We start from the raw sequence: 21754 nt of genomic DNA on the forward strand, positions 1-21754 counted from the left end.
CCTGATGGCGCTGCGCTTATCAGGCCTGCAACATACTCCGTCCTCCAGGCCGGATAAGGTGCAATTGCACCGTATCCGGCGTAATAGTCCGGCTATTTTCCCGCAAACAGTTTCGGGATTTCCCGCAGACACCAGGATTTCGCCTCGCCCATACTGTCTCGCCGCCAAGCCATAATGATATCAATTTCACTTGTCGACTCTGGGCTTACTACCCGCAACCGACCAGCCGCAATATCCTCTTCCACCAGCGGGTACGGCATCGTCGCCACGCCCAGTCCGGCTAACAGCGCCTGACGTTTATCTTCTATCGAACTCACCGTCAGACGAGGTTGTTTATCCAGCAGTTGTACGGTCAACACCGGACGTTCACGCGCGGTATCCGCCACCGCGATACCACGGTATTTCACGCGGGTGACTTCTGATAACGGTTCCGGCTCCTGATGGATAGGATGATCCGGTGCCGCCACATACACATTCATCAGCGAGTACAGCTTGCGCGAGTTGATTTCTGAAGATGAGCGAAAATGCATATCCGGCGCAATCACAATATCCGCTCGCCCTTGCTCCAGACGCTCCCACGCCCCGGCCAGAACTTCGGTGATAACGGAAAGCTGGGTATTGGCCTTCCCGGCAAGCCTGTCGATCAGCGGGAAAAACGCCGCCGTCGGCACCAACGCTTCGGTCACGATAGTCAGATGCGTTTCCCACCCACGCGCCAGCGCTTCGGCATCGGTAGTCAGCTTATCCGCAGCTTCCAGCAGGACGCGTCCACGCTCCAACAGCATACGCCCGACGTTGGTGAATTTTGTGCGGTGACCTGAACGATCAAACAACACGACGTCCAGCTCTTCCTCCAGCTTCTGCATGGTATAGCTGAGGGCTGACGGAACCCGCCCCAGTTCATCTGCCGCGGCGGCAAAGCTACCGCGTCTGTCTATTGCGTCCATGACGCGTAACGCTTCAAGCGTTAAAGCCCTTTCTTTGGCCATCTCGTTCTCATTCAGGAAATTTGAACATACCGGGCAGAATATCTGGCTAACAATGCAGCGTCTAGCCATTTAACATAAAAGGAAGTAAAGAGAGGTCAAGAACTATGATTACTACCCGTACAGCCAAACAATGCGGACAGGCAGACTACGGCTGGCTGCAGGCCCGTTATACCTTCTCCTTTGGACACTATTTTGATCCTAAACTGCTGGGTTATGCCTCGCTGCGTGTTCTGAACCAGGAAGTTCTGGCACCGGGGGCCTCTTTCCAGCCACGTACCTATCCGAAAGTGGATATCGTCAACCTGATCCTCGAAGGGGAAGCTGAGTACCGCGACAGTGAAGGCAACCATATCCAGGCCAAAGCAGGCGAAGTGCTATTGCTCGCGACACAACCCGGAATCAGCTATAGCGAACACAATATCAGTAAAGATAAGCCGTTAACCAGAATGCAGCTCTGGCTGGATGCCTGCCCGCAGCGCGAAAATACCTGCGTGCAGAAAGCCACGCTGAGTGCCGGTAAGCATCAGCTGCTGGCCTCGCCGGACGGTGAGCAAGGCAGCCTGCATCTGCGCCAACAGGTTTGGGTGCATCATGTTGAGCTGCAACAAGGCGAATCGCTCAGTTTTCAGTTACATGGGCCTCGCGCTTATCTGCAGTCGATCCACGGCAGATTCCATGCGGTGACGGCTGGCGCCGAAAAAGAAGCCCTCACCTGCGGCGATGGCGCATTTATTCGTGACGAGACTAACATAACGTTAGTCGCCGATACCCCGCTGCGTGCTTTGCTGATAGATTTGCCCGTATAGTCATGGAAAACAATGGAGTACGGCTATTGAGCAAGAAAAAAACAAAAAAACGCCAGCCGCAGGCTGAGCCGCAAAAACAGAATACGGCGACTTTCGGTTATGAAGAAATGCTGACAGAACTGGAAGCGATTGTGGCCGATGCCGAGCTACGGCTCGAAGATGAAGAAGCCGCCTGAAAGGCGGCTAAGAGTGATGCCGGGTGGCGGCTGCACCTTACCCGGCCTATAAATTAATGCGCTTTACTGGCCATGATCTCAATGATCTGCTTGTCGGTTTCCTGCATTGAACGACACGCCAGCGCGCACAGGTTAGTGATAGATTGCTCCACGTTATGCGCCACAATCCCTTCGTTACCCGTTACGGCAGTATCGTCCAGTGCCATCAGCACCGCTTTCCACGCCGCAGATGCGCTGGTTGAAACTTTCATCGCGCAGCTGTTTGAGGCGCCATCGCAAATCATTCCGCTCACGTCGCCAATCATGCTGCTGATCGCCATCGCGATGGTGTTGTAGCGCCCATCGACAATCCATGCCATACCCGCCGCAGCGCCCATCGCCGCCGTGGTTGCCGCGCACAGTGCGGACAAACGTGGAAGCTGATGATGGATGTAGATTGCGCTCAGGTGAGACAGCATCAGCGCACGCGCCAGTTTTTCCTCATCCGCGCCAAAATGCTCAGCAACCACCATCACCGGAACGGTGGCGGTAATACCTTGATTACCGGAGCCGGAATTGCTCATCGCCGGTAGCGTCGCCCCGCCCATTCGCGCATCCGATGCCGCACTGGTACGGATCAGAATAGCGGTAGACAGATCGTTTGCCAGCAGGCCACGCGCGCACTGCTTCTCAAGCGTAGTCCCGATGTGCAGGCCCCAGTTGCCGCGCAGCCCTTCCTGAGACAGCGCCCCGTTCAGTTTTGCCGCATCGAGAATAAAGCGGATTGACGAAAACGGCACCGCATTCACAAACGCCAGAATCTCTTCCAGCGAGGTGTGAGACAGTACCGCCAGCGGTGATTCCTGCTCCTCTTCCTGAGTGCTCTCTTCTGTGGCGAACACCACGCCTTTGTTGGTTTCAATGCGCACAACGTTGGTATGGCCGCCAACAATGGTCACGCACGCCCATCCTTCAGCGCTGTACACTTTCGCGCGGGAAAAGAGAATATCTTCGCAAGGCTCCTGCAGCATCACCGTAACCTTCCCGGCACTCAGCATCGCTTTGGCCTGCGCCACCGCCTCAGCCGAAGCGTCTTTCAGCACTTCCAGCCCAGCTTTGGCATTACCGCCGATCGCGCCCAGCGCGGCGGCAATCGGTAACCCCACCATGCCAGTCCCCGGAACGGTCACTCCCAGGCCATTTTTCATCAGGTTTGGCGAGACCCACGCATCAATGCGTTCAACCGCGCCTTCCAGCTCAGAGGAGGCGACGGCCGCCGCCAGAGCCAGAGAGATAGGTTCCGTGCAGCCCAGCGCGGGCTTCACTTCTTCCTGCACTGCGCGAATAAAACTATCCCATAATGGATTCAATGTAGTCTCAAACATAACAACAACCTTTGCTCAGATAACTCAGGAAAATGCCAGGAACGGAGAAACGCACAGCAGCAGGCCCGTGATAATAATCAGATACAGGGAAGCGCCTTTGTATTTGTGCAGTGCTGGAACTTTGTAGACCAGCCACGCCGGGATCAGACAACCCACCATGCCGAAGATTGGGCTACAAATAGAGGTGAAGCTCAGTACCGGCGCATTGAGCACAATTGCGCTCCAGGCCAGTAAGATGGCGAAAACCATAATGCCGCGCTGCACCAGGGTTTCATTGATTTTCTCGGCTGGCATTTTACGGCGCAGCACGTTCATCACGATCCCCTGAGTGGCTTCACGGAAGCCTAAATAGACGCCGAAGAAGGCGGTCATTACGGCAAAGATGTTCAGGATAACGCTGACGATTTTCACCCAGCCAGCGCCATCGCCGCTAATAAACTGCGCGGCAATCGCCAGTGCGGAAATGTTCTGCTCATAGGCTTTAACCGCTTCGTCATGACCCATCGCCAGTGTGAAGGAAACAGCGTAGAAAAAGACCGTAACGAACAGAATACCAAACGCGATGTTCATAGCGCGCAGCGCTTTATGACGCGCCACCTCAATGGATTTTTCGCGAGAACGATATGAGATAACCATTGGGCTAAGGGTCTGAATAAACAGAATCGAGGTCAGCGTAAACGGCAGCGTGATAATCGCGTTTTTGATCAGCAGCGCCATCGGCGGCAGCGAACCTACGTTATATAAATGCCACATCCCTACCATCGACACGCCAAGCGCCGCTACCACCAGCAGCTTGGTCAGTACCATACCGGTAGAGATTTTAAACAGCAGTTTTTCCCCGCGCGACGAGATGGCCACCAGGATACAAATCAGCACCAGGCCATAGAACGGGCTGTCGGACAGTAAGCCTTCAGTCACGCCAAACGTGTGCAGATAGGAGGCGCTGTCGTTAGTGATGGCGGTGGAATAGACGAACATCCAGATGACCAGCATCACAAAATACAATGCCCCCAACAGGATGCCCCAGTTTTTACCCAGGTAGCCGCTGATCACGCTCGGGTAGTCTTTACATTCCGGAGATTCAGCCAGTGTATTGATAAACAGACGCTGGAACAGATACATGGCAGGGTAGCCAATAATGGAGGAGAGTAAGAATACCCACAGCCCCATCAGCCCTACCTGGACGGGAAGAAAAACAATTCCCGCGCCGATTGCCATACCGATACTCATAATGACCCAGCCGGTGTCCGTGCTGTCGAATTTAATGGCTTCGCGCCATTCGCTTTCGGTCATTCCCGCCCGACGCGCCGGAGCAGATGCGTCGAGTATTACGCTGCTATTCGTTGCCGTTTCCATAATTTCCCGCTCAATGTGTAGGTAGAGGTTTTTTATTTTTTTCGTACTGCTTAATGCGATACGCAGTACTTAAGATGCAGGTGAGCTATTGGAGTAATGAATAAATGATACGCGTAGGATCAGAGAAAAACTTCACAAACAAACCCCTGTAATTTCTAAAAGTTAAGAAATAATTTCTCTTTTAATACCATTAAATGTATTAAATTTCTGTATTTGAAGCAGATCACAACAAAAAATGCGCGCTAAAGTGCTAATGCTGATCAGTTAACACCTCACCTTCTGCGTTTTTTGTTAAAACAGCAAAACAGATTTAACTGGAAGTCAGAGCGTTGAAGCGATGACCCCGGTCCGGCTGAAAATCGATGAGGCGTTGACGGCTGACCGGGACTGCCCGCAGGGATGCGGGCAGAGGGGACGGCCTGCAGGGATGCAGGCTCGGCCCCGACCCGACAGGCAGACGGAATAAGACGAATAGCTCGCGCAGCGACGATTTTCCCGCCGGGAGCCTGGGATGCAAGGGAGGCGGCGGTGAGCCTCCCTTGCACGTTCACGGGTAACTGCGTTTCAGAAAAATGACAGCGCTGAGGTGAACGGAACCCTGAGTAAGAATCACATGTTCTCCATACATGCTTAACTGAGCGAAATTACACTAAAGTGCACCTTTTCTATCATGCCAAATTGATGGATTCACTGCCGGATGGCGGCGCTTACGCCTGATCCGGCCTACCAACGCACCCTTTCATCTCAGGTACAAACCACTTTAATCGCCAGGCCACCGCGCGAAGTTTCACGGTACTTGTCATTCATATCTTTGCCCGTTTCGTACATGGTCTCGATCACCTTATCGAGCGAAACGCGTGGCTCAGACGTCCGACGTAACGCCATACGCGCGGCGTTAACGGCTTTTACCGCGTTGATCGCGTTGCGTTCGATGCACGGTATTTGCACCTGTCCGGCAACCGGGTCGCAGGTCAGCCCCAGGTTATGCTCCATGGCGATTTCCGCCGCAATGCATACCTGCGCAGGGCTACCGCCAAGCAACTCTGTCAGCCCGGCTGCCGCCATGGAACAGGCTACGCCAATCTCTCCCTGACAGCCCACTTCGGCACCAGAAATAGAGGCATTCATCTTATACAGCGCGCCTATCGCCCCAGCCGCCAGCAAATATCGGGCAATCGAGTTCGCATTCACCGGGCGGCGGAATTTATCGTAATAGGCCAGTACGGCGGGAATAATTCCGCAAGCGCCGTTGGTTGGCGCGGTAACAACCCGACACCCGGCGGCATTTTCTTCGCTCACGGCCAGAGCGAACATGTTGATCCAGTCGATAACGTTCATCGGGTCGCTGGACAGGTTGTCGCTGGAAACCAGCAGTCGCCGCAGCGCCACGGCGCGACGCGGGACGTTAAGCGGGCCCGGCAGGACGCCTTCGGTGTTCATGCCGCGCTCAATCCCGGCGTGCATGACGTCCCAGATGGCGGCAAAACCAGCATCGATTTCTTCTTTGCTGCGCATCGCCAGTTCGTTTTGCATCATCAGGCCAGAAACAGATAACCCGTTGCGCTCGCACAGCTTCAGCAGTTCGCTGGCGGAATGAAAGTTGTAGGGCACGGGTGTTTCAATGTCATGCGCCTGACCAAATTGCTCCTCTTCAACGATAAAACCACCGCCGATGGAGTAATAGGTTTTACTTAGCAGTGTCTCGTTGCCGTGCCATGCGGTAATACGCATACCATTTTCATGGCGCGGCAGCGTTTCGCTATGAAAGAGAATATTTTCGTCTGGCGAGAAATCGACAATATGCGTGCCCTCAGCAACCGGCAAACGTCCGGTACGGGCCACTTCCTGAGTAAAACCAGCGATTGAATCTATATTAACGTTTTGCGGACTGTTACCGGCCAGTCCCATCATGATGGCGACGTCTGTCGCATGACCTTTGCCGGTCAGAGAGAGCGATCCATAAAGATCAACCACGATATGCGTGGTCCTGAAGAGTTCCCCGCTGCTGACCAACAGATCGATAAAGCTTTTACCTGCGTTCATTGGCCCCACGGTATGGGAGCTGGAAGGTCCAATGCCAATCTTGAAAATATCGAATGCGCTAATCATATCCACACCCTCGGATTGCCGTTCAGTGAAGACCAGGTTTCACACTCATTAAGGATCGGGGCGATCCTGCGATCGCCCCGCAAGGGATTACAGCGTATCGCCACGCACGGCGATGGCTTCAATCTCCAGCTTCACATCCTTTGGTAAGCGGGCGACCTGTACGCAGCTGCGCGTAGGGTAGATTGCCTTGTGCTCATCAAAAAACTGCTGGTACACCTGGTTAATGGTGGCGAAGTCGTTCAGGTCAGAAACGAAAACGGTGGTCTTGACGATATCGCTCACCTTCAAACCGGCGGACTCGACGATCGCTTTCACGTTTTCCAGGCTTTGACGCGCCTGATCGGCCACGTGTTCTGCCACTTCACCGGTCTGTGGACACACCGGAATCTGACCTGAGGTCAACACCATACTGCCCAGATCCACACCCTGTACGTAAGGTCCAATCGCCCCTGGCGCACATTCGGTTGCAATAACTTTTCTCATATCCCCTCCGGCGTCAGAGCGCCTGGGTGAAAGTACGTGAAATAACGTCCTGCTGCTGTTCGCGGGTCAACGCATTGAAGCGCACCGCATAACCAGACACGCGGATCGTCAGGTTCGGATAGTTTTCCGGATGCTCAATGGCATCCATTAACATTTCACGGTTCATAACGTTAACGTTCAGATGCTGCCCACCTTCCACATGCGCTTCATGGTGGAAGTAACCGTCCAGCAGCCCGACCAGGTTGGTTTTACGCACGCTATCCTCTTTGCCAAGCGCAGCCGGCACAATGGAGAAGGTGTACGAAATACCGTCTTTGGCATAGGTAAACGGCAGTTTGGCGACCGAGGTTAACGACGCCACCGCACCTTTGCGATCGCGGCCGTGCATCGGGTTCGCCCCTGGCGCAAACGGCGTGCCTGCGCGACGTCCATCCGGCGTGTTACCGGTTTTCTGGCCGTACACCACGTTGGAGGTGATGGTCAGAATGGACTGCGTCGGCACCGCATTACGGTAGGTCGGCAACACCTTAATTTTCTTCATAAAGCGTTCGACCAGGTCGCAGGCAATACTGTCTACGCGCTCGTCGTTGTTGCCGTATTGCGGGTAGTCGCCTTCGATTTCAAAATCAACCGCCAGACCGTTTTCATCACGAATCGGTTTCACGCGGGCGTATTTAATAGCCGACAGTGAATCCGCCGCTACGGACAGCCCCGCCATACCACAGGCCATCGTGCGATAAACATCACGATCGTGCAGCGCCATCAGCGAAGCTTCGTAGCTGTACTTGTCGTGCATGTAGTGGATGATGTTCAGCGCGCTGATGTACTGCACGGCCAGCCAGTCCATAAAGTGGTCCAGGCTCTCCATCACCGTGTCGTAATCCAGCACTTCATCCATTAGCGGCGCCGTTTTCGGCCCGACCTGGATTTTCAGCTTCTCATCCACACCGCCGTTGATTGCGTACAGCAACGTTTTGGCGAGGTTGGCGCGCGCGCCAAAGAACTGCATTTGCTTGCCGATAACCATCGGGCTTACGCAGCAGGCAATGGCATAGTCATCGCTGTTAAAGTCAGTACGCATCAGATCATCGTTTTCGTACTGTAAAGACGAGGTGATGATGGACACCTGAGCGGCATATTTTTTGAAGGCAATCGGTAGCTGCTCGGACCACAGTACCGTCAGGTTCGGCTCGGGCGCCGGCCCCATGGTGTGCAGCGTATGCAGGTAGCGGAACGAGTTTTTGGTCACCAGCGTACGGCCATCCAGCCCCATACCGCCGATAACTTCGGTTGCCCAGATAGGGTCGCCTGAGAACAGGGTGTCGAATTCCGGCGTACGCAGGAAGCGCACCATACGGATCTTCATAATGAAGTGATCGATCAGCTCCTGCGCCTGCTGTTCGTTTAAAATTCCCGCTTTGAAGTCGCGCTCAATGTAGATGTCGAGGAACGATGCGGTACGGCCCAGCGACATGGCGCCGCCGTTCTGCGATTTCACCGCAGCCAGATAAGCAAAGTACACCCACTGTACCGCTTCCTGCGCATTTCGCGCCGGACGGGAGATATCGCAGCCATACTTCGCCGCCATTTCCTGCATTTGCAGCAGAGCGCGACGGTGTTCAGACAGCTCTTCACGCAGACGAATCGTGGCTTCAAGATTCTGCCCCCACTCCAGGTTCGACTGAAGATCGGCAAACTGCAGTTCACGCTCACGCACCAGATAGCGGATACCGTACAGCGCGACGCGACGGTAATCACCGATGATACGGCCACGACCATAGCCGTCCGGCAGACCGGTCAGTACGCCGGATTTACGGCAACGCAGCATATCCGGGGAATAAGCATCGAATACCCCCTGGTTGTGGGTCTTACGCAGGTCAGTAAACAGGTATTCAAAATTAGCGTCCATCTCACGACCATAAGCGTCAAAAGAGCTTTTGATCATGTTGATGCCGCCAAACGGATGCAGGGCGCGCTTGAGCGGCGCATCCGTTTGCAGACCGACGATTTTTTCCAGTTCTTGTTCAATATAACCGGCGTCATGCGCGGTTATCGTGGTGGCAATATTGGTATCGAAATCAACCGGCGCATGGGTCGAGTTTTCAATACGGATGCCCGCCATAACTTTTTCCCACAACGCCGTGGTTGCTGGCGTTGCTTCGGCGAGGAAAGATTCATCCCCTTCATAAGGCGTGTAGTTGTGCTGAATAAAATCACGGACATTAATTTCTTCTTTCCAGTCCGTACCTTTAAAGCCTTTCCAGGCTTCGGCATACAGCATATCGCTGGTATCGATATTTACCTTCATGAAAAATAATCTCTCTGCTGAAAATTAATTATGCAAATGCTACTGGGATATTAATTTTGCCTAACGCAATGGCATCACGAGCAATCATTTTCTCTTCATTTGTCGGAATAACCGCACAAATAACACGAGCATCCTTATTAGAGATAATTCTTTCGCCATGAGAATTTGGCAGACTATTCATCTCGCTATCGATATTTACACCTAAAACGGCCAGATGCTCGATAACCAAACGCCGAATTAATACTGAGTTCTCACCGATTCCACCGGTGAAAATAATGCCATCAAGACGATGCAGCGATGCGGCATGTCCGGCGATATGACGCGCAATACGATGCACAAACGTTTTAATCGCCAGTTGCGCGCGCTCATGCCCTTCGTGCCAGGCTTTTTCTAACGTACGTAAGTCAGAGGACAGACCGGAAATACCCAGCAACCCGGACTCTTTATTCACTACGCGCTCAAGGTCGCCGAGCGTCTGGTTGGTTTCAGCGGCAATCCACGCCATCGCGCCGAAATCCACGTCGCCGCTGCGTGTGCCCATCATCAGCCCTTCCAGCGGCGTCATGCCCATCGAGGTATCAACGCTCTGCCCGTTACGTACCGCACAGACAGACGCGCCGTTGCCCAGATGCGCCACAACCAGACCAGAATCATCATTCTGCAGATCCAGAAGTTCATGCGCCCGTTGCGAAACATAGCGATGCGACGTGCCGTGGAAACCGTAACGACGAACGCCTAACTCCTCAAAATATTTCCACGGTAAACCGTACAGATAGGCTTCTGGGGCCATCGTCTGGTGGAAGCTGGTATCAAATACCGCGACCTGCTGCACGCCTGGGAAAAGGTGCTGAGCAGATTCAATCCCGCTCAGGTTCGCATAATTATGTAGCGGTGCTAATGGCGATACCCGGCGAATATTGTCGATAACTTCCTCAGTAATAATTGCTGATTCGGTAAAGATATTTCCGCCGTGGGCAATGCGGTGGCCAATTAAGGCCACGCTGTCCATTAAATTACGTTTTTCCAGTTCAACGGCAATCGCTTTTAATGCGTCTTCGTAGCTGTGGTGAGCCAGCTTAGCTGGCTCTCCTCCATTAATTGCTATGAACGCATTTTCAGAGTTAATACCGTCTGCAATTCCCGCCATTAAAACTTCACAGTTTGCTGCATCGAGCACTGAGAATTTAATGGAAGATGAACCACAGTTAATAACCAGTACTACCGGAAACTCATTCATTTCACTACTCCGCTCATCCTGAGCTTAAGGATTAAAACAGTTTGTAGACAATGTTCAGGATGGTCAGCAGACCAATCACGGTAACAAACACGTTATCCAGACGGCCACGGTATTTCGCCAGTGATGGCGCTTTACGGATGGCATACATCGGCAGCAGGCAGAGCAGAGAGGCAATAATCGGCGCGCCCATTGCTTCAATCAGGTCCAGGATGTTCGGGTTGGCGTATGCCACAACCCAGGTGGAACCCATGATGAAGATCATGCTGATGGTGTTGAGCTTGCCCATGGAAACTTTGGTTTTATCGCCTTTGTAACCAAACTTCAGCACCAGACCGTTCAGACCTTCCAGCGTCCCCAGATAGTGGCCGAAGAAAGATTTGAAGATAGCAACCAGGGCGATGATTGAAGCACCGTATTCCAGAATCGTGGCGAAGGTAGACTTCGTACCGGACAGTGAAGCGAAGTGGTTCGCCAGGTAAGACAGCACTGGAATGTTTTGCGCTTTCGCATCCGCCATGTTTGCCGGAGAGAGCGTGAACAGGCAGCTAAAGGCGAAGAACATTACCACCGCAACCATCAGCATACTGGCGCGGGAGATGATTTTAGAACATTTCTGCTCGGTGAATTCGCGACCGTAATCTTTCTCATACTCTTCGCGTTTAGAGACGACGAAGGAAGAAACGATTGGCGAGAAGTTGAAAGAGAACACCATGATGGAAATACCCAGCCATACGGTAACCAGGATGCCGTCATGGCCAGTCAGGGCGATATTGCTGATATCAACCTGATCGATAACCGCAGAGTTCCAGTAAGGAATCAGTGACAGAGAGATAAGCACCAGGCTGGCAATGAACGGCCATACCAGGTAGCTCATCACTTTAACCATCAGATCTTTACCAAACCAGATGACGAATGCCATCAGCAGCAACAGGAACAGCGCCACGAAGCCACGGTTTAGCGCGGGCATCTGCAGCTGGTTTTCCCAGAAGGTCATAAAGGTGTTGGTAATGGTGACGCCATAAATCCACAGCAGCGGACAAATCGCAAAGAAGTAGAGGAACGTGATTACCACGCCGCCCGTTTTACCAAAGTGCTCTTCAACCGTTTCTGTGATGTTACCGGAAGGGTTAGAACCGGAAAGACACAGGCGTGCCAGCGCACGGTGGCAATAGAAAGCGATGGGGTATGCTAACACCAGCATGATCAGAATGGGGATCAGTCCGCCAAAACCTGCGCGGATAGGGAAGAACAGCACCCCTGCGCCGATGGCTGTACCAAATAAACCCAGTGTCCAGGTGGTGTCCGATTTGCGCCAGGACGACTGCTTTGTCTGGCTGGATACAATGCTATCAGTAGTACTCATATCCTATCCTCAACGAAGTATATTAAGCGTCAACTAAACCAGTAATTTGAGATACACGAGAAAGATCGATATTACCGCCAGAAATAATGCTGACTGTTTTTCTGTTCTGGATATAGCTATCTAATTTCCCGCTTAATAATGCTGCGCATGCCAGCGCACCGGCACCTTCAGTCACAACTTTATTTCGCTGAATTAATGCCACCATGCTGTTGCGAATTTCATCTTCGCTGACCAGGACAATGTCATCTACCAACTCACGAACGATTTCATACGTTAAAGTACCCGGGCGGGAGACGTCACAACCATCCGCCAGGGTGCCGGTCGTTCGGTGCGTGGTTATTTCTCCAGCGCGGAAAGAAGCCGCCATGCCGTGAACGTTTTCAGACTGTACGCCAATAATTTTAATGGTCGGGTTAATCGATTTAATTGCCACTGCAATACCTGCAATCAGTCCGCCGCCGCCAATTGGCACAATCACGTTATCGACATCGTACAGATCTTCGAGAATTTCCAGACCAATAGTGCCCTGACCGGCAATGACTTTCGGGTCATCATATGGCGGAATAAAGATACGGCCTTCCGTTTCCACAATCTCGCTAACCTTCGCGATGGTGTCGTTGAAGTTGTCGCCGTGCAGCACAACTTCTGCGGAATAATCGCAGGTCGCCGCCACTTTAGACTTCGGCGCGCCTTTCGGCATCACCACTTTGCCGTCAATTCCGAGCATGGCGCAGGAGAGAGAAACCCCTTGCGCATGGTTCCCTGCAGAGCAAGCCACCACGCCTTTACATCTTTCAGCTTCGGTTAATGAACTGAGCTTGTTAAAAGCGCCACGGATTTTAAATGAACCGGTACGCTGCATGTTTTCAAACTTGAGGAAAATTTCCCCTTTGCAACGTTCACTAAAATAGTTAGAGCGAGGCATTCCCGTTTTATATATTTTCCCCGCCAGTCTTTTTTTCGCTTCGAGGATATCTTCAATTGCAACTGGGAGATCGTATGTAATGTGCATTAGAACCTCTTACCTGGGTATTAAAGTAAATAGATAGCCGTAACCATTGTCAGATATAGACAGATGGCGTTGAGTCCGTGTTAAAACAAATTCAATCTTTAATCAACTTCAATTAATTGCCTTCGTCTTCGACAATTATATGATGAATATTCCTTGGCTAATTCCACCAAAATAGATGCTGCTTTTTTAATTCGATAATTTTTCGACCACACGGCGGCATAACGCGCGACGGGTAACGTCTCTTGTACCGGGATAGTAATAAACTGGTTTGAGCCAAACGGTGTGGTCATGTCACAGGGAATTACAGTTAAGAAATCAGCATTGAGAACAAGATTATAAATGGTGACGACGGAGTCAGTATTAACGATGTTTTCACTGCTGATGCCATTATTTTGTAACGTAGTTAGAAGTTCGCGGTAGTATCCCATATTCGTTTGTGGCAACACCCACTGTTCGTTTTTCAACGCGCTCAGCGAGGTGATGCCGGTGCATGTTCGGGACTTGCTGGCGACCAGTATAAAGTCTGACTCAAAGAGCGGCTCAACATGGAGATCCTGTAGTTTCATCTCATCACTCAGCGTACCGATAGCGAAGTCGAGGCGCCCGTCACGAAGCGCGGGTAAGAACGAGGAGAGCTGCGCTTCGTACATGGAAACCTGCGCCTTCGGAAACACCTCTTTAAATTTTTTAATCATGCCGGACATGATGGTGAAGGCGATCAGTGAAGGAAAGCCAAACGACACATCAACCACTGCGTTACTCGTCATGCTGTTCATCTCATCAACCATGTTTTTCATTTCACGAGTAATGGATTCAGACCATGAGAGCATCACCTGACCTGCCTGAGTCAAGGTAACGCCGGTATTTTTACGCACCACTAACTCAATACCAAAATAAGCCTCAACATCATTAATGATTTTGCTGACCGCCGGTTGAGTTAAACCTAATTCTTTTGCAGCAGAACCGATAGAACCACTTCTAATGACTTCCTGAAAGACCACTAAGTGCTGTGTTTTAGGGAGGGAAATAGTATTCATATCGTCCTGCTCTAATAACTTTGTTGACGGCAGGAAGTTTACCAAATTAAGCAAACGAGGATATGTGCGACCACTCACAAATCCCCTTCCCTTACATTTTGTAAGATTATTATTAAATTGATAATTTCTTATTAATCATATAGATAGAAAATATCGATCTCACTTAACCCTGACTTTAATCAAAAAAAGATGGGGGGATAACGATTTTTTATGGCTATAACGACATCATTTTTGTTGTTATTTCTTCGAACCACGAAAGGCTATATTTCAATCAATTACAGAGTAATTATCGGTAAAAATGGCGCTTAAATTTAATAAGTAATTTATCAAATATAATTATATTTTATCGTTTATGGTGTTTAAATAACGCCATGCATCACATTTTTTTGCCTTGTTTGTTTGTAAAGAAACATTGCATTTATCAATATTTAAACCAATTAAAACAAATGATCACCATTAGCAACATTACATTAACACTGGTTTTGCGCATTTTGTCAGCAACTAATTTTGTGATGGCGATCGATTGCGCGTGATTATTCTCGGTAAAAACGTATCGCGTAGCGTTTTGTGTTGCACATCACAAAACAAGAATTATCCCGAGAGACATTTCCTCTTATAAAAGAAGTCAGGAATATTAATAAGAACGAAATAAAGATTAGATGAATGGGAAATAAACGCCAGATTCGTGGTAAACCAATCGCAACGCTATCAGGAAAACATTTGCCGGATGGCGGCGTAACCACCTTATCCTGCCTACAAAACCCGTTCCATACACCCAGTAGGCCTGATAAGCGCAGCGCCATCAGGCATGACAATCTACTCAGAAAGCAAAAACCCCGCCGAAGCGGGGTTTTATAAAGAGTGAAGCTGACCGATAAGCCGGGTTCTGTCGTGGACAGTCATTCATCTAGGCCAGCAATCGCTCACTGGCTCAAGCAGCCTACCCGGGTTCAGTACGGGCCGTACCTTGTGAACCCCTATTTGGCCTTGCTCCGGGTGGAGTTTACCGTGCCACGGACTGTTACCAGCCGCGCGGTGCGCTCTTACCGCACCCTTTCACCCTTACCTGATCCCACTTACGTGGGCCATCGGCGGTTTGCTCTCTGTTGCACTGGTCGTGGGTTTCCCCCCCAGGCGTTACCTGGCACCCTGCCCTATGGAGCCCGGACTTTCCTCCCCTCCGCCCGTCTCCCCCGAAGAGGACGACGACGAAGCGGCGACTGTCTGGTCAGCTTCGGCGCGCAGTATAGAGGGTTTGCGGGGCAATGTCACCCCGCACTGCGCATTCCTATCGCCAGCGTGGCGGCAATGTTCCTTGAAGCACGATAAATATTATCAAATGCCCCACGGAACGCCTCTTCCAGTGTGCTGATACTGGTCAATACGCTAAACACCGCGTCGATACCATATTGATGCACCACCGCCACATCATGCGTCAGGCTGCCGCCAATACCAATCACTGGCTTGTGGTACTTCTTCGCGACATTCGCCACACCTACCGGCACTTTGCCGTGAATACTCTGGCTGTCGATCCGCCCCTCGCCAGTCACTACCAGCGTGCAATCGTGAATATGTTCTTCCAGATTAAGCGCCTGAGTCACAATCTCTATCCCACTGCGCAGATCCGCGCCTAAAAAAGCCATTAACGCTGCGCCCATCCCACCAGCCGCACCGGCGCCGGGAACGTCCTTCACGTCGACCCGTAGCGATTTTTTAATGATGTCAGCATAGTGAGACAGATTACGGTCCAGTTCGAGAATACGTTCTTCCGTGGCCCCTTTCTGCGGGCCAAAGATACGTGAAGCGCCAGTGTCGCCGGTGAGTGGATTGGTCACATCACAGGCTACGCGAATTGAACAGGTTTTTAAGCGAGGATCCAGGCCCGAGATATCGATAGCGTTCAGACTCATCAGGCTACCACCGCCGTAGCCAATTTCAGTTCCGTTGGCATCACAGAGTTTCGCCCCCAGCGCCTGCGCCATACCTGCGCCGCCGTCGTTGGTCGCGCTACCGCCAATGCCGATAATAATGCTTTGTGCGCCGCTGTTCAGCGCCTGCAAAATCAACTCTCCGGTACCACGCGACGTAGTGACTAACGGATTGCGCTTTTCAGGAGGAACCAGCGCCAGACCACTGGCTGCCGCCATTTCGATAAACGCGGTTTTACCGTCCCCGGACATGCCCCAGCAGGCATTCACTTTTTCGCCCAGCGGCCCCGTCACCCACGCGGAATGTTCACTCCCTTGCGTGGCGGCAATCATGGCTTCGACTGTTCCTTCGCCGCCGTCGGCAACCGGAACAGACACATATTGCGCATCGGGGAAAATTTCCCGAAATCCTTTTTCTATTGCCTGAGCCACCTCGGTGGCAGAAAGGCTTTCTTTATAAGAGTCTGGGGCAATTACGATTTTCATAGTTATGTAGCCTGAAAGTGCCGCGCAAGGCAAGAAATACAGGGCGCGCATCCGCGCCCTTCTTGTTAGCGAGTGACTTCCACTTTCGCCAGTTTTTCGTAGTAGCAGGCGAGCGCGCTATGATCGGCGGTGCCCAACCCATCTGCGCGTAGCGCCTGCATCATCTCCATGACAGCAGCCGTCAGCGGCAACTGAGCGCCAACGCCATGCGAGGTGTCCAGCGCATTCGCCAGATCTTTAATATGCAGGTCAATGCGGAAACCCGGTTTGAAGTTGCGGTCCATCACCATCGGCGCTTTCGCATCCAGTACGGTGCTGCCCGCCAGTCCGCCACGAATGGCCTGATACACCAGATCCGGATTCACGCCCGCTTTAGTCGCCAGCGTCAGTGCTTCAGACATCGCCGCAATGTTCAGCGCCACAATCACCTGATTAGCCAGCTTGGTCACGTTGCCTGCGCCAATCTCGCCGGTATGCACCACGGAACCCGCCATCGCTTTCAGCAGATCGTAGTACTTGTCGAAAATCGCTTTATCGCCGCCGACCATCACTGACAACGTACCGTCAATCGCTTTTGGCTCGCCGCCGCTGACCGGCGCATCCAGCATATCCACACCTTTCGCTTTCAGCGCCTCGCTGATTTCACGGCTGGCTAACGGTGCGATGGAACTCATATCGATCAGTACCGTCCCCGGTTTCGCCCCTTCAATGATGCCGCCTTCGCCCAGCGCCACCTCTTTCACGTGCGGAGAGTTCGGCAGCATGGTGATGATCACATCACACTGCTCGGCAATGTCTTTCGCCGTGGCGGCGGTTTCTGCGCCTGCGGCAATCACGTCCGCAATGGATTCCGGGTTACGGTCAGCAACCACCAGCGAGTAACCTGCCTTGAGGAGGTTTTTACTCATTGGTTTACCCATGATACCGAGGCCAATAAAACCAACTTTCATTGTCATGTCTTTATCTCTCTCTACTGTCGATGGTGGTTATTTCTTAAAAGAATCAGCCAGTTTCTGCGTGGCTGAACGGAACACGCCAAGGTCGCTGCCGACAGCAACAAACGTCGCGCCCCACTCCAGATAACGCCGCGCATCCGCCTCTACCGGGGCCAGAATGCCGCTGGGTTTGCCGTGGGCTTTCGCGCGGGCGAAAATGTGCTGGATAGCTTTCTGCACATCGGGATGGGACGCATTGCCGAGGTGGCCTAACGCCGCAGCCAGATCGCTGGGGCCGACGAAGATACCGTCAACGCCTTCGGTCGCCGCGATTGCATCAACGTTATCAACGCCCTGCTGACTTTCGATCTGCACGATGATGGTGATGTTCTTATTCGACTGCGCAAAATAGTCCGGCACGGTGCCAAACATATTGGCGCGGTGGGATACGGACACGCCGCGAATACCTTCCGGTGGATAGCGGGTTGACGCCACCGCATTCACCGCCTCTTCTTCGGTCTCAACAAACGGGATCAGGAAGTTGTAAAACCCGATATCCAGCAGACGCTTAATGATCACCGGCTCGTTGGTCGGCACACGTACCACCGGCGCGCTGGCGCTACCTTTAAGCGCCATCAATTGCGGGATAAACGTCGAGATATCGTTCGGCGCATGTTCGCCGTCCAGCACCAGCCAGTCGAAACCCGCCAGACCTAAAACTTCAGTGCTGATTGGACTGGCTAATGCAGACCAGCAGCCAATCTGAATCTGCTGCGCCGCGAGGGCCGCTTTAAACTTATTCGGGAAAATCGTGTTATTCATCGCCTATACCTTTGTTTATTTCTGCAATTCCATACGTTTAATGTCACCGACAATAAACAGGTAGCAAACCATTGCCATCAGCGCTGAGCACCCTACAAACATCAGCGCGGCATTAAATGAGTGCAACTCGCTCACCAGATACCCAATCACCAACGGAGTAACAATGGAGGCCACGTTGCCAAATACGTTAAATACGCCACCACACAGGCCGACAATCTCTTTCGGCGCGGTATCGGAAATCACCGGCCAGCCCAACGCCCCGAAGCCTTTGCCGAAGAACGCCAGCGCCATCAGCGCGACTACCAGAGCGGTGTTATCGGTGTAGTTACACAGAATAATGGTCGATGCGAGCAGCATGCCGAGCACAATCGGCAGCTTACGCGCCAGGGTGATGCTGGAGCCACGTTTAATCAGATAATCAGAGAACACCCCACCCAGCACGCCGCCAATGAATCCACATAGCGCCGGAATAGACGCCACCAGACCAACTTTGAGGATCGACATACCTTTTTCCTGTACCAGATAAATCGGGAACCAGGTAAGGAAAAACCAGGTAATTGTGTTAATAAAATACTGTCCGAAGAACACGCCAAGCATCATACGGTTGGTCAGCAACTGCTTGATATAATGCAGCTTAGGACCACCTGACTTCACATCGCCCGGCTTCTTATGGTCCATATCCACGACCGCGCCGTTTTCAGAGATAAACTTCAGTTCTTCTTGCGACATACGCGGGTGATCGGTTGGGTTATGAATAAACTTTACCCATAGCCCGGTGAGCACAAAACCAATCGCCCCCATCACGGTAAAGACGTGCTCCCAGCCCCAGGCGAAGGTCAGCCAGCCGAGCAGCGGCGAAAACAGCGCCAGGGAAAAATACTGTGCGGAGTTAAAAATCGCGGATGCCGTACCGCGCTCTTTGGTCGGGAACCAGGCCGCCACGATACGGGCGTTGGCCGGGAAGGAAGGTGCTTCTGAGAAGCCCAACATAAAGCGCATGATGAACATTGAAATACCTGCCCAGGCCAGCGGGAACATGTCCACAAAGCCCTGCAGGAAGGTAAACAGCGACCAGAAGAACAGGCTCCAGGTATAGACTTTCTTCGAGCCGAACTTATCGAGCAGCCAGCCGCCGGGGATTTGCATCAGCAGGTAAGCCCAACCGAAGGCGGAAAAAATATACCCCATGGAGATGGCGCTGAGGTGCAACTCTTTCGCCACTTCCGTGCCGGCAATTGACAGCGTCGCACGGTCCGCATAGTTAACGGCAGTTACAATAAAAATTATCAGTAATATTAAATAGCGGGTATGTGTACCTTTCTTTTTCTCGACAATTGTATCCAGAATCATTCTATTTACCTCGGGCACATAAAAATGTTTTTATTATTATTTGTTAGCTATCCCTGGTGATAAATTACCGATAATAAAAACACATAATAATTTATCAGACGTCATGAAACCGTGATTTAGTATAATCAGCAGAGCAACGTTAATCATTGTGCAGACGCTCACTAATCACGCGTTGTTAAAATAATATTTTGGGCATATGCACACACGCATGGGCGCTAATGCACACATTTACTGATTAGTCCCCTTGGTGGTACGGTCCTGCTGAGTTTAAGTGATCATGATCACATTCTTAATTTTAAACTCCTGACATTCTTATTTCACTATACCGAATATTTATTACTGATAATTAGATTCAAAATATAAATATCCACACTATTATTACCACCTTGCTGGAGAATACTGGACAATGGCCGACATCGAAATCAGACAAGAATCGCCCTCGGCGTTTTATATTAAAGTTCACGCAACAGATAATGTGGCGATTATTGTCAATGACAATGGCCTGAAAGCCGGGACGCGTTTTCCGGATGGGCTGGAGCTGATTGAACATATTCCCCAGGGTCATAAAGTGGCGCTATGCGATATTCCTGTTCACGGCGAAATTGTGCGTTATGGCGAAGTGATAGGCTATGCCGTTCGCGATATCCCGCGCGGTAGCTGGATTGATGAATCCATGGTTGAGCTGCCCAAGGCCCCGCCGCTGGAGACGCTGCCGCTGGCGACCAAAGTACCGGAGCCGCTACCGCCTCTTGAGGGTTATACCTTCGAAGGCTATCGCAATGCAGACGGCAGCGTCGGCACCAAAAATCTGCTCGGCATCTCCACCAGCGTACACTGCGTAGCGGGCGTGGTGGATTATGTGGTGAAAATCATTGAGCGCGATCTGCTCCCCAAATACCCGAATGTCGATGGCGTGGTGGGGCTTAATCACCTGTACGGCTGTGGGGTGGCGATTAACGCTCCGGCCGCCATTGTGCCGATTCGCACCATCCATAATATCGCGCTGAACCCCAACTTTGGCGGTGAAGTGATGGTTATTGGCCTCGGCTGCGAAAAACTGCAACCAGAGCGACTGCTGGAAGGGACTCACGATGTAAAAAGTATCCCGGTCGACAGCGCCAGCATCGTCAGCCTGCAGGATGAAAAGCACGTCGGCTTTCAATCAATGGTTGCTGATATTTTGCAAGTGGCAGAACGCCATCTGGCAAAGCTCAACCAACGCCAACGTGAAACCTGCCCGGCATCAGAACTGGTGGTCGGTATGCAGTGCGGCGGTAGCGATGCCTTTTCCGGCGTCACGGCCAACCCGGCGGTCGGTTATGCCTCCGACCTGTTAGTACGCTGCGGCGCGACCGTGATGTTCTCGGAAGTGACCGAAGTGCGCGATGCTATCCATCTTCTTACCCCACGCGCGATTAACGAAGAAGTAGGTAAGCGTCTGCTCGAAGAGATGGCCTGGTACGATAACTACCTGGATATGGGCAAGACTGACCGCAGCGCCAACCCTTCACCGGGCAACAAGAAAGGCGGTCTGGCAAACGTGGTGGAAAAAGCGCTGGGCTCTATCGCCAAATCAGGCAAGAGCGCCATCGTCGAAGTATTGTCGCCGGGCCAGCGCCCAACCAAACGAGGACTGATTTACGCCGCGACCCCCGCCAGCGATTTTGTCTGTGGTACACAGCAGGTTGCTTCCGGGATCACCGTGCAGGTATTCACCACCGGTCGCGGTACGCCGTACGGCCTGATGGCGGTGCCGGTGATAAAAATGGCGACGCGTACTGAGCTGGCCAATCGTTGGTTTGACCTGATGGACATCAACGCCGGTACCATCGCCACCGGAGAAGAAACCATTGAAGACGTGGGTCTGAAATTGTTCGAGTTTATTCTCGAGGTCGCCAGCGGGCGTAAGAAAACCTTCTCGGATCAGTGGGGACTGCATAACCAACTGGCGGTGTTTAACCCGGCGCCAGTGACCTGATTGCTGAAAGTGAAA

Annotated in this window: 17 protein-coding genes and 1 other RNA gene; 3 read left to right on the plus strand and 15 right to left on the minus strand. The window is 52.0% G+C overall.

Annotated elements, in window-relative coordinates; genetic code table 11:
* Positions 1-92 precede the first annotated feature (92 nt).
* Positions 93-989, minus strand: a complete 897-nt coding sequence (yhaJ, locus tag FDX09_RS12750) for a DNA-binding transcriptional regulator YhaJ (RefSeq protein ID WP_016154624.1) — start codon at positions 987-989, stop codon at positions 93-95.
* Positions 990-1093: 104 nt separating this feature from the next.
* On the opposite strand from yhaJ, the gene FDX09_RS12755 reads away from it, so the two are divergent.
* The gene (locus FDX09_RS12755; protein WP_085048676.1) at positions 1094-1795 is read left to right on the plus strand and encodes a pirin family protein; all 702 of its coding nucleotides are present in this window, start codon (positions 1094-1096) and stop codon (positions 1793-1795) included.
* 26 nt (positions 1796-1821) lie between these two features.
* On the plus strand, positions 1822-1971 hold the full coding sequence (locus FDX09_RS23690; RefSeq protein ID WP_087856874.1) for a hypothetical protein: 150 nt from the start codon (positions 1822-1824) through the stop codon (positions 1969-1971).
* A 53-nt stretch (positions 1972-2024) separates the two neighbouring features.
* Here FDX09_RS23690 and FDX09_RS12760 read toward each other — a convergent pair whose 3' ends face one another.
* The 14 genes from FDX09_RS12760 to garP all read right to left on the minus strand — a co-directional run bounded on the left by FDX09_RS12760 (position 2025) and on the right by garP (position 19761).
* Positions 2025-3335, minus strand: a complete 1311-nt coding sequence (locus tag FDX09_RS12760; RefSeq protein ID WP_137347320.1) for a serine dehydratase subunit alpha family protein — start codon at positions 3333-3335, stop codon at positions 2025-2027.
* Between the two features lie 24 nt (positions 3336-3359).
* Entirely contained in the window at positions 3360-4691 is a 1332-nt protein-coding gene (locus FDX09_RS12765) for an amino acid permease (RefSeq protein ID WP_038634097.1), read from the minus strand.
* 744 nt (positions 4692-5435) lie between these two features.
* Complete coding sequence (gene tdcG, locus FDX09_RS12775; protein WP_038634099.1) at positions 5436-6800, minus strand: L-serine ammonia-lyase; 1365 nt, start codon at positions 6798-6800, stop codon at positions 5436-5438.
* An 87-nt stretch (positions 6801-6887) separates the two neighbouring features.
* Positions 6888-7283, minus strand: coding sequence for an enamine/imine deaminase (locus tag FDX09_RS12780; RefSeq protein WP_038634102.1), 396 nt, complete (start codon positions 7281-7283; stop codon positions 6888-6890).
* Positions 7284-7296: 13 nt separating this feature from the next.
* Positions 7297-9591 (minus strand): 2-ketobutyrate formate-lyase/pyruvate formate-lyase, encoded by a 2295-nt coding sequence (tdcE, locus tag FDX09_RS12785; protein ID WP_085048674.1) that lies wholly within the window; start codon positions 9589-9591, stop codon positions 7297-7299.
* Positions 9592-9619: 28 nt separating this feature from the next.
* Positions 9620-10828: a propionate kinase gene (gene tdcD / locus FDX09_RS12790; RefSeq protein WP_137347321.1), complete on the minus strand. Its 1209-nt coding sequence runs from the start codon at positions 10826-10828 to the stop codon at positions 9620-9622.
* Between the two features lie 31 nt (positions 10829-10859).
* Positions 10860-12191, minus strand: a complete 1332-nt coding sequence (tdcC, locus tag FDX09_RS12795) for a threonine/serine transporter TdcC (protein WP_006687934.1) — start codon at positions 12189-12191, stop codon at positions 10860-10862.
* A gap of 22 nt (positions 12192-12213) precedes the next feature.
* On the minus strand, positions 12214-13203 hold the full coding sequence (tdcB, locus tag FDX09_RS12800; protein WP_042311192.1) for a bifunctional threonine ammonia-lyase/L-serine ammonia-lyase TdcB: 990 nt from the start codon (positions 13201-13203) through the stop codon (positions 12214-12216).
* 98 nt (positions 13204-13301) lie between these two features.
* Complete coding sequence (gene tdcA, locus FDX09_RS12805) at positions 13302-14240, minus strand: transcriptional regulator TdcA (protein WP_042311194.1); 939 nt, start codon at positions 14238-14240, stop codon at positions 13302-13304.
* An 859-nt stretch (positions 14241-15099) separates the two neighbouring features.
* An RNA gene (gene rnpB, locus FDX09_RS12810) (RNase P RNA component class A) lies at positions 15100-15476 on the minus strand.
* A gap of 32 nt (positions 15477-15508) precedes the next feature.
* A complete protein-coding gene (gene garK, locus FDX09_RS12815; RefSeq protein WP_121529587.1) occupies positions 15509-16654 on the minus strand; it encodes a glycerate 2-kinase in 1146 nt (381 codons plus the stop codon).
* A gap of 65 nt (positions 16655-16719) precedes the next feature.
* Complete coding sequence (gene garR, locus FDX09_RS12820) at positions 16720-17610, minus strand: 2-hydroxy-3-oxopropionate reductase (protein WP_038634119.1); 891 nt, start codon at positions 17608-17610, stop codon at positions 16720-16722.
* Between the two features lie 30 nt (positions 17611-17640).
* Positions 17641-18411 (minus strand): 2-dehydro-3-deoxyglucarate aldolase, encoded by a 771-nt coding sequence (gene garL, locus FDX09_RS12825; protein WP_038634122.1) that lies wholly within the window; start codon positions 18409-18411, stop codon positions 17641-17643.
* A 15-nt stretch (positions 18412-18426) separates the two neighbouring features.
* The gene (gene garP / locus FDX09_RS12830) at positions 18427-19761 is read right to left on the minus strand and encodes a galactarate/glucarate/glycerate transporter GarP (protein WP_038634125.1); all 1335 of its coding nucleotides are present in this window, start codon (positions 19759-19761) and stop codon (positions 18427-18429) included.
* A gap of 406 nt (positions 19762-20167) precedes the next feature.
* Here garP and garD point away from each other — a divergent pair, with 406 nt between their 5' ends.
* Positions 20168-21739 (plus strand): galactarate dehydratase, encoded by a 1572-nt coding sequence (gene garD / locus FDX09_RS12840; RefSeq protein WP_038634129.1) that lies wholly within the window; start codon positions 20168-20170, stop codon positions 21737-21739.
* The last annotated feature ends 15 nt before the right edge of the window (positions 21740-21754 follow it).

Origin of the sequence: Citrobacter sp. wls717 (assembly GCF_005280955.1) — a bacterium.
Classification (GTDB): Bacteria; Pseudomonadota; Gammaproteobacteria; order Enterobacterales; family Enterobacteriaceae; genus Citrobacter; species Citrobacter werkmanii.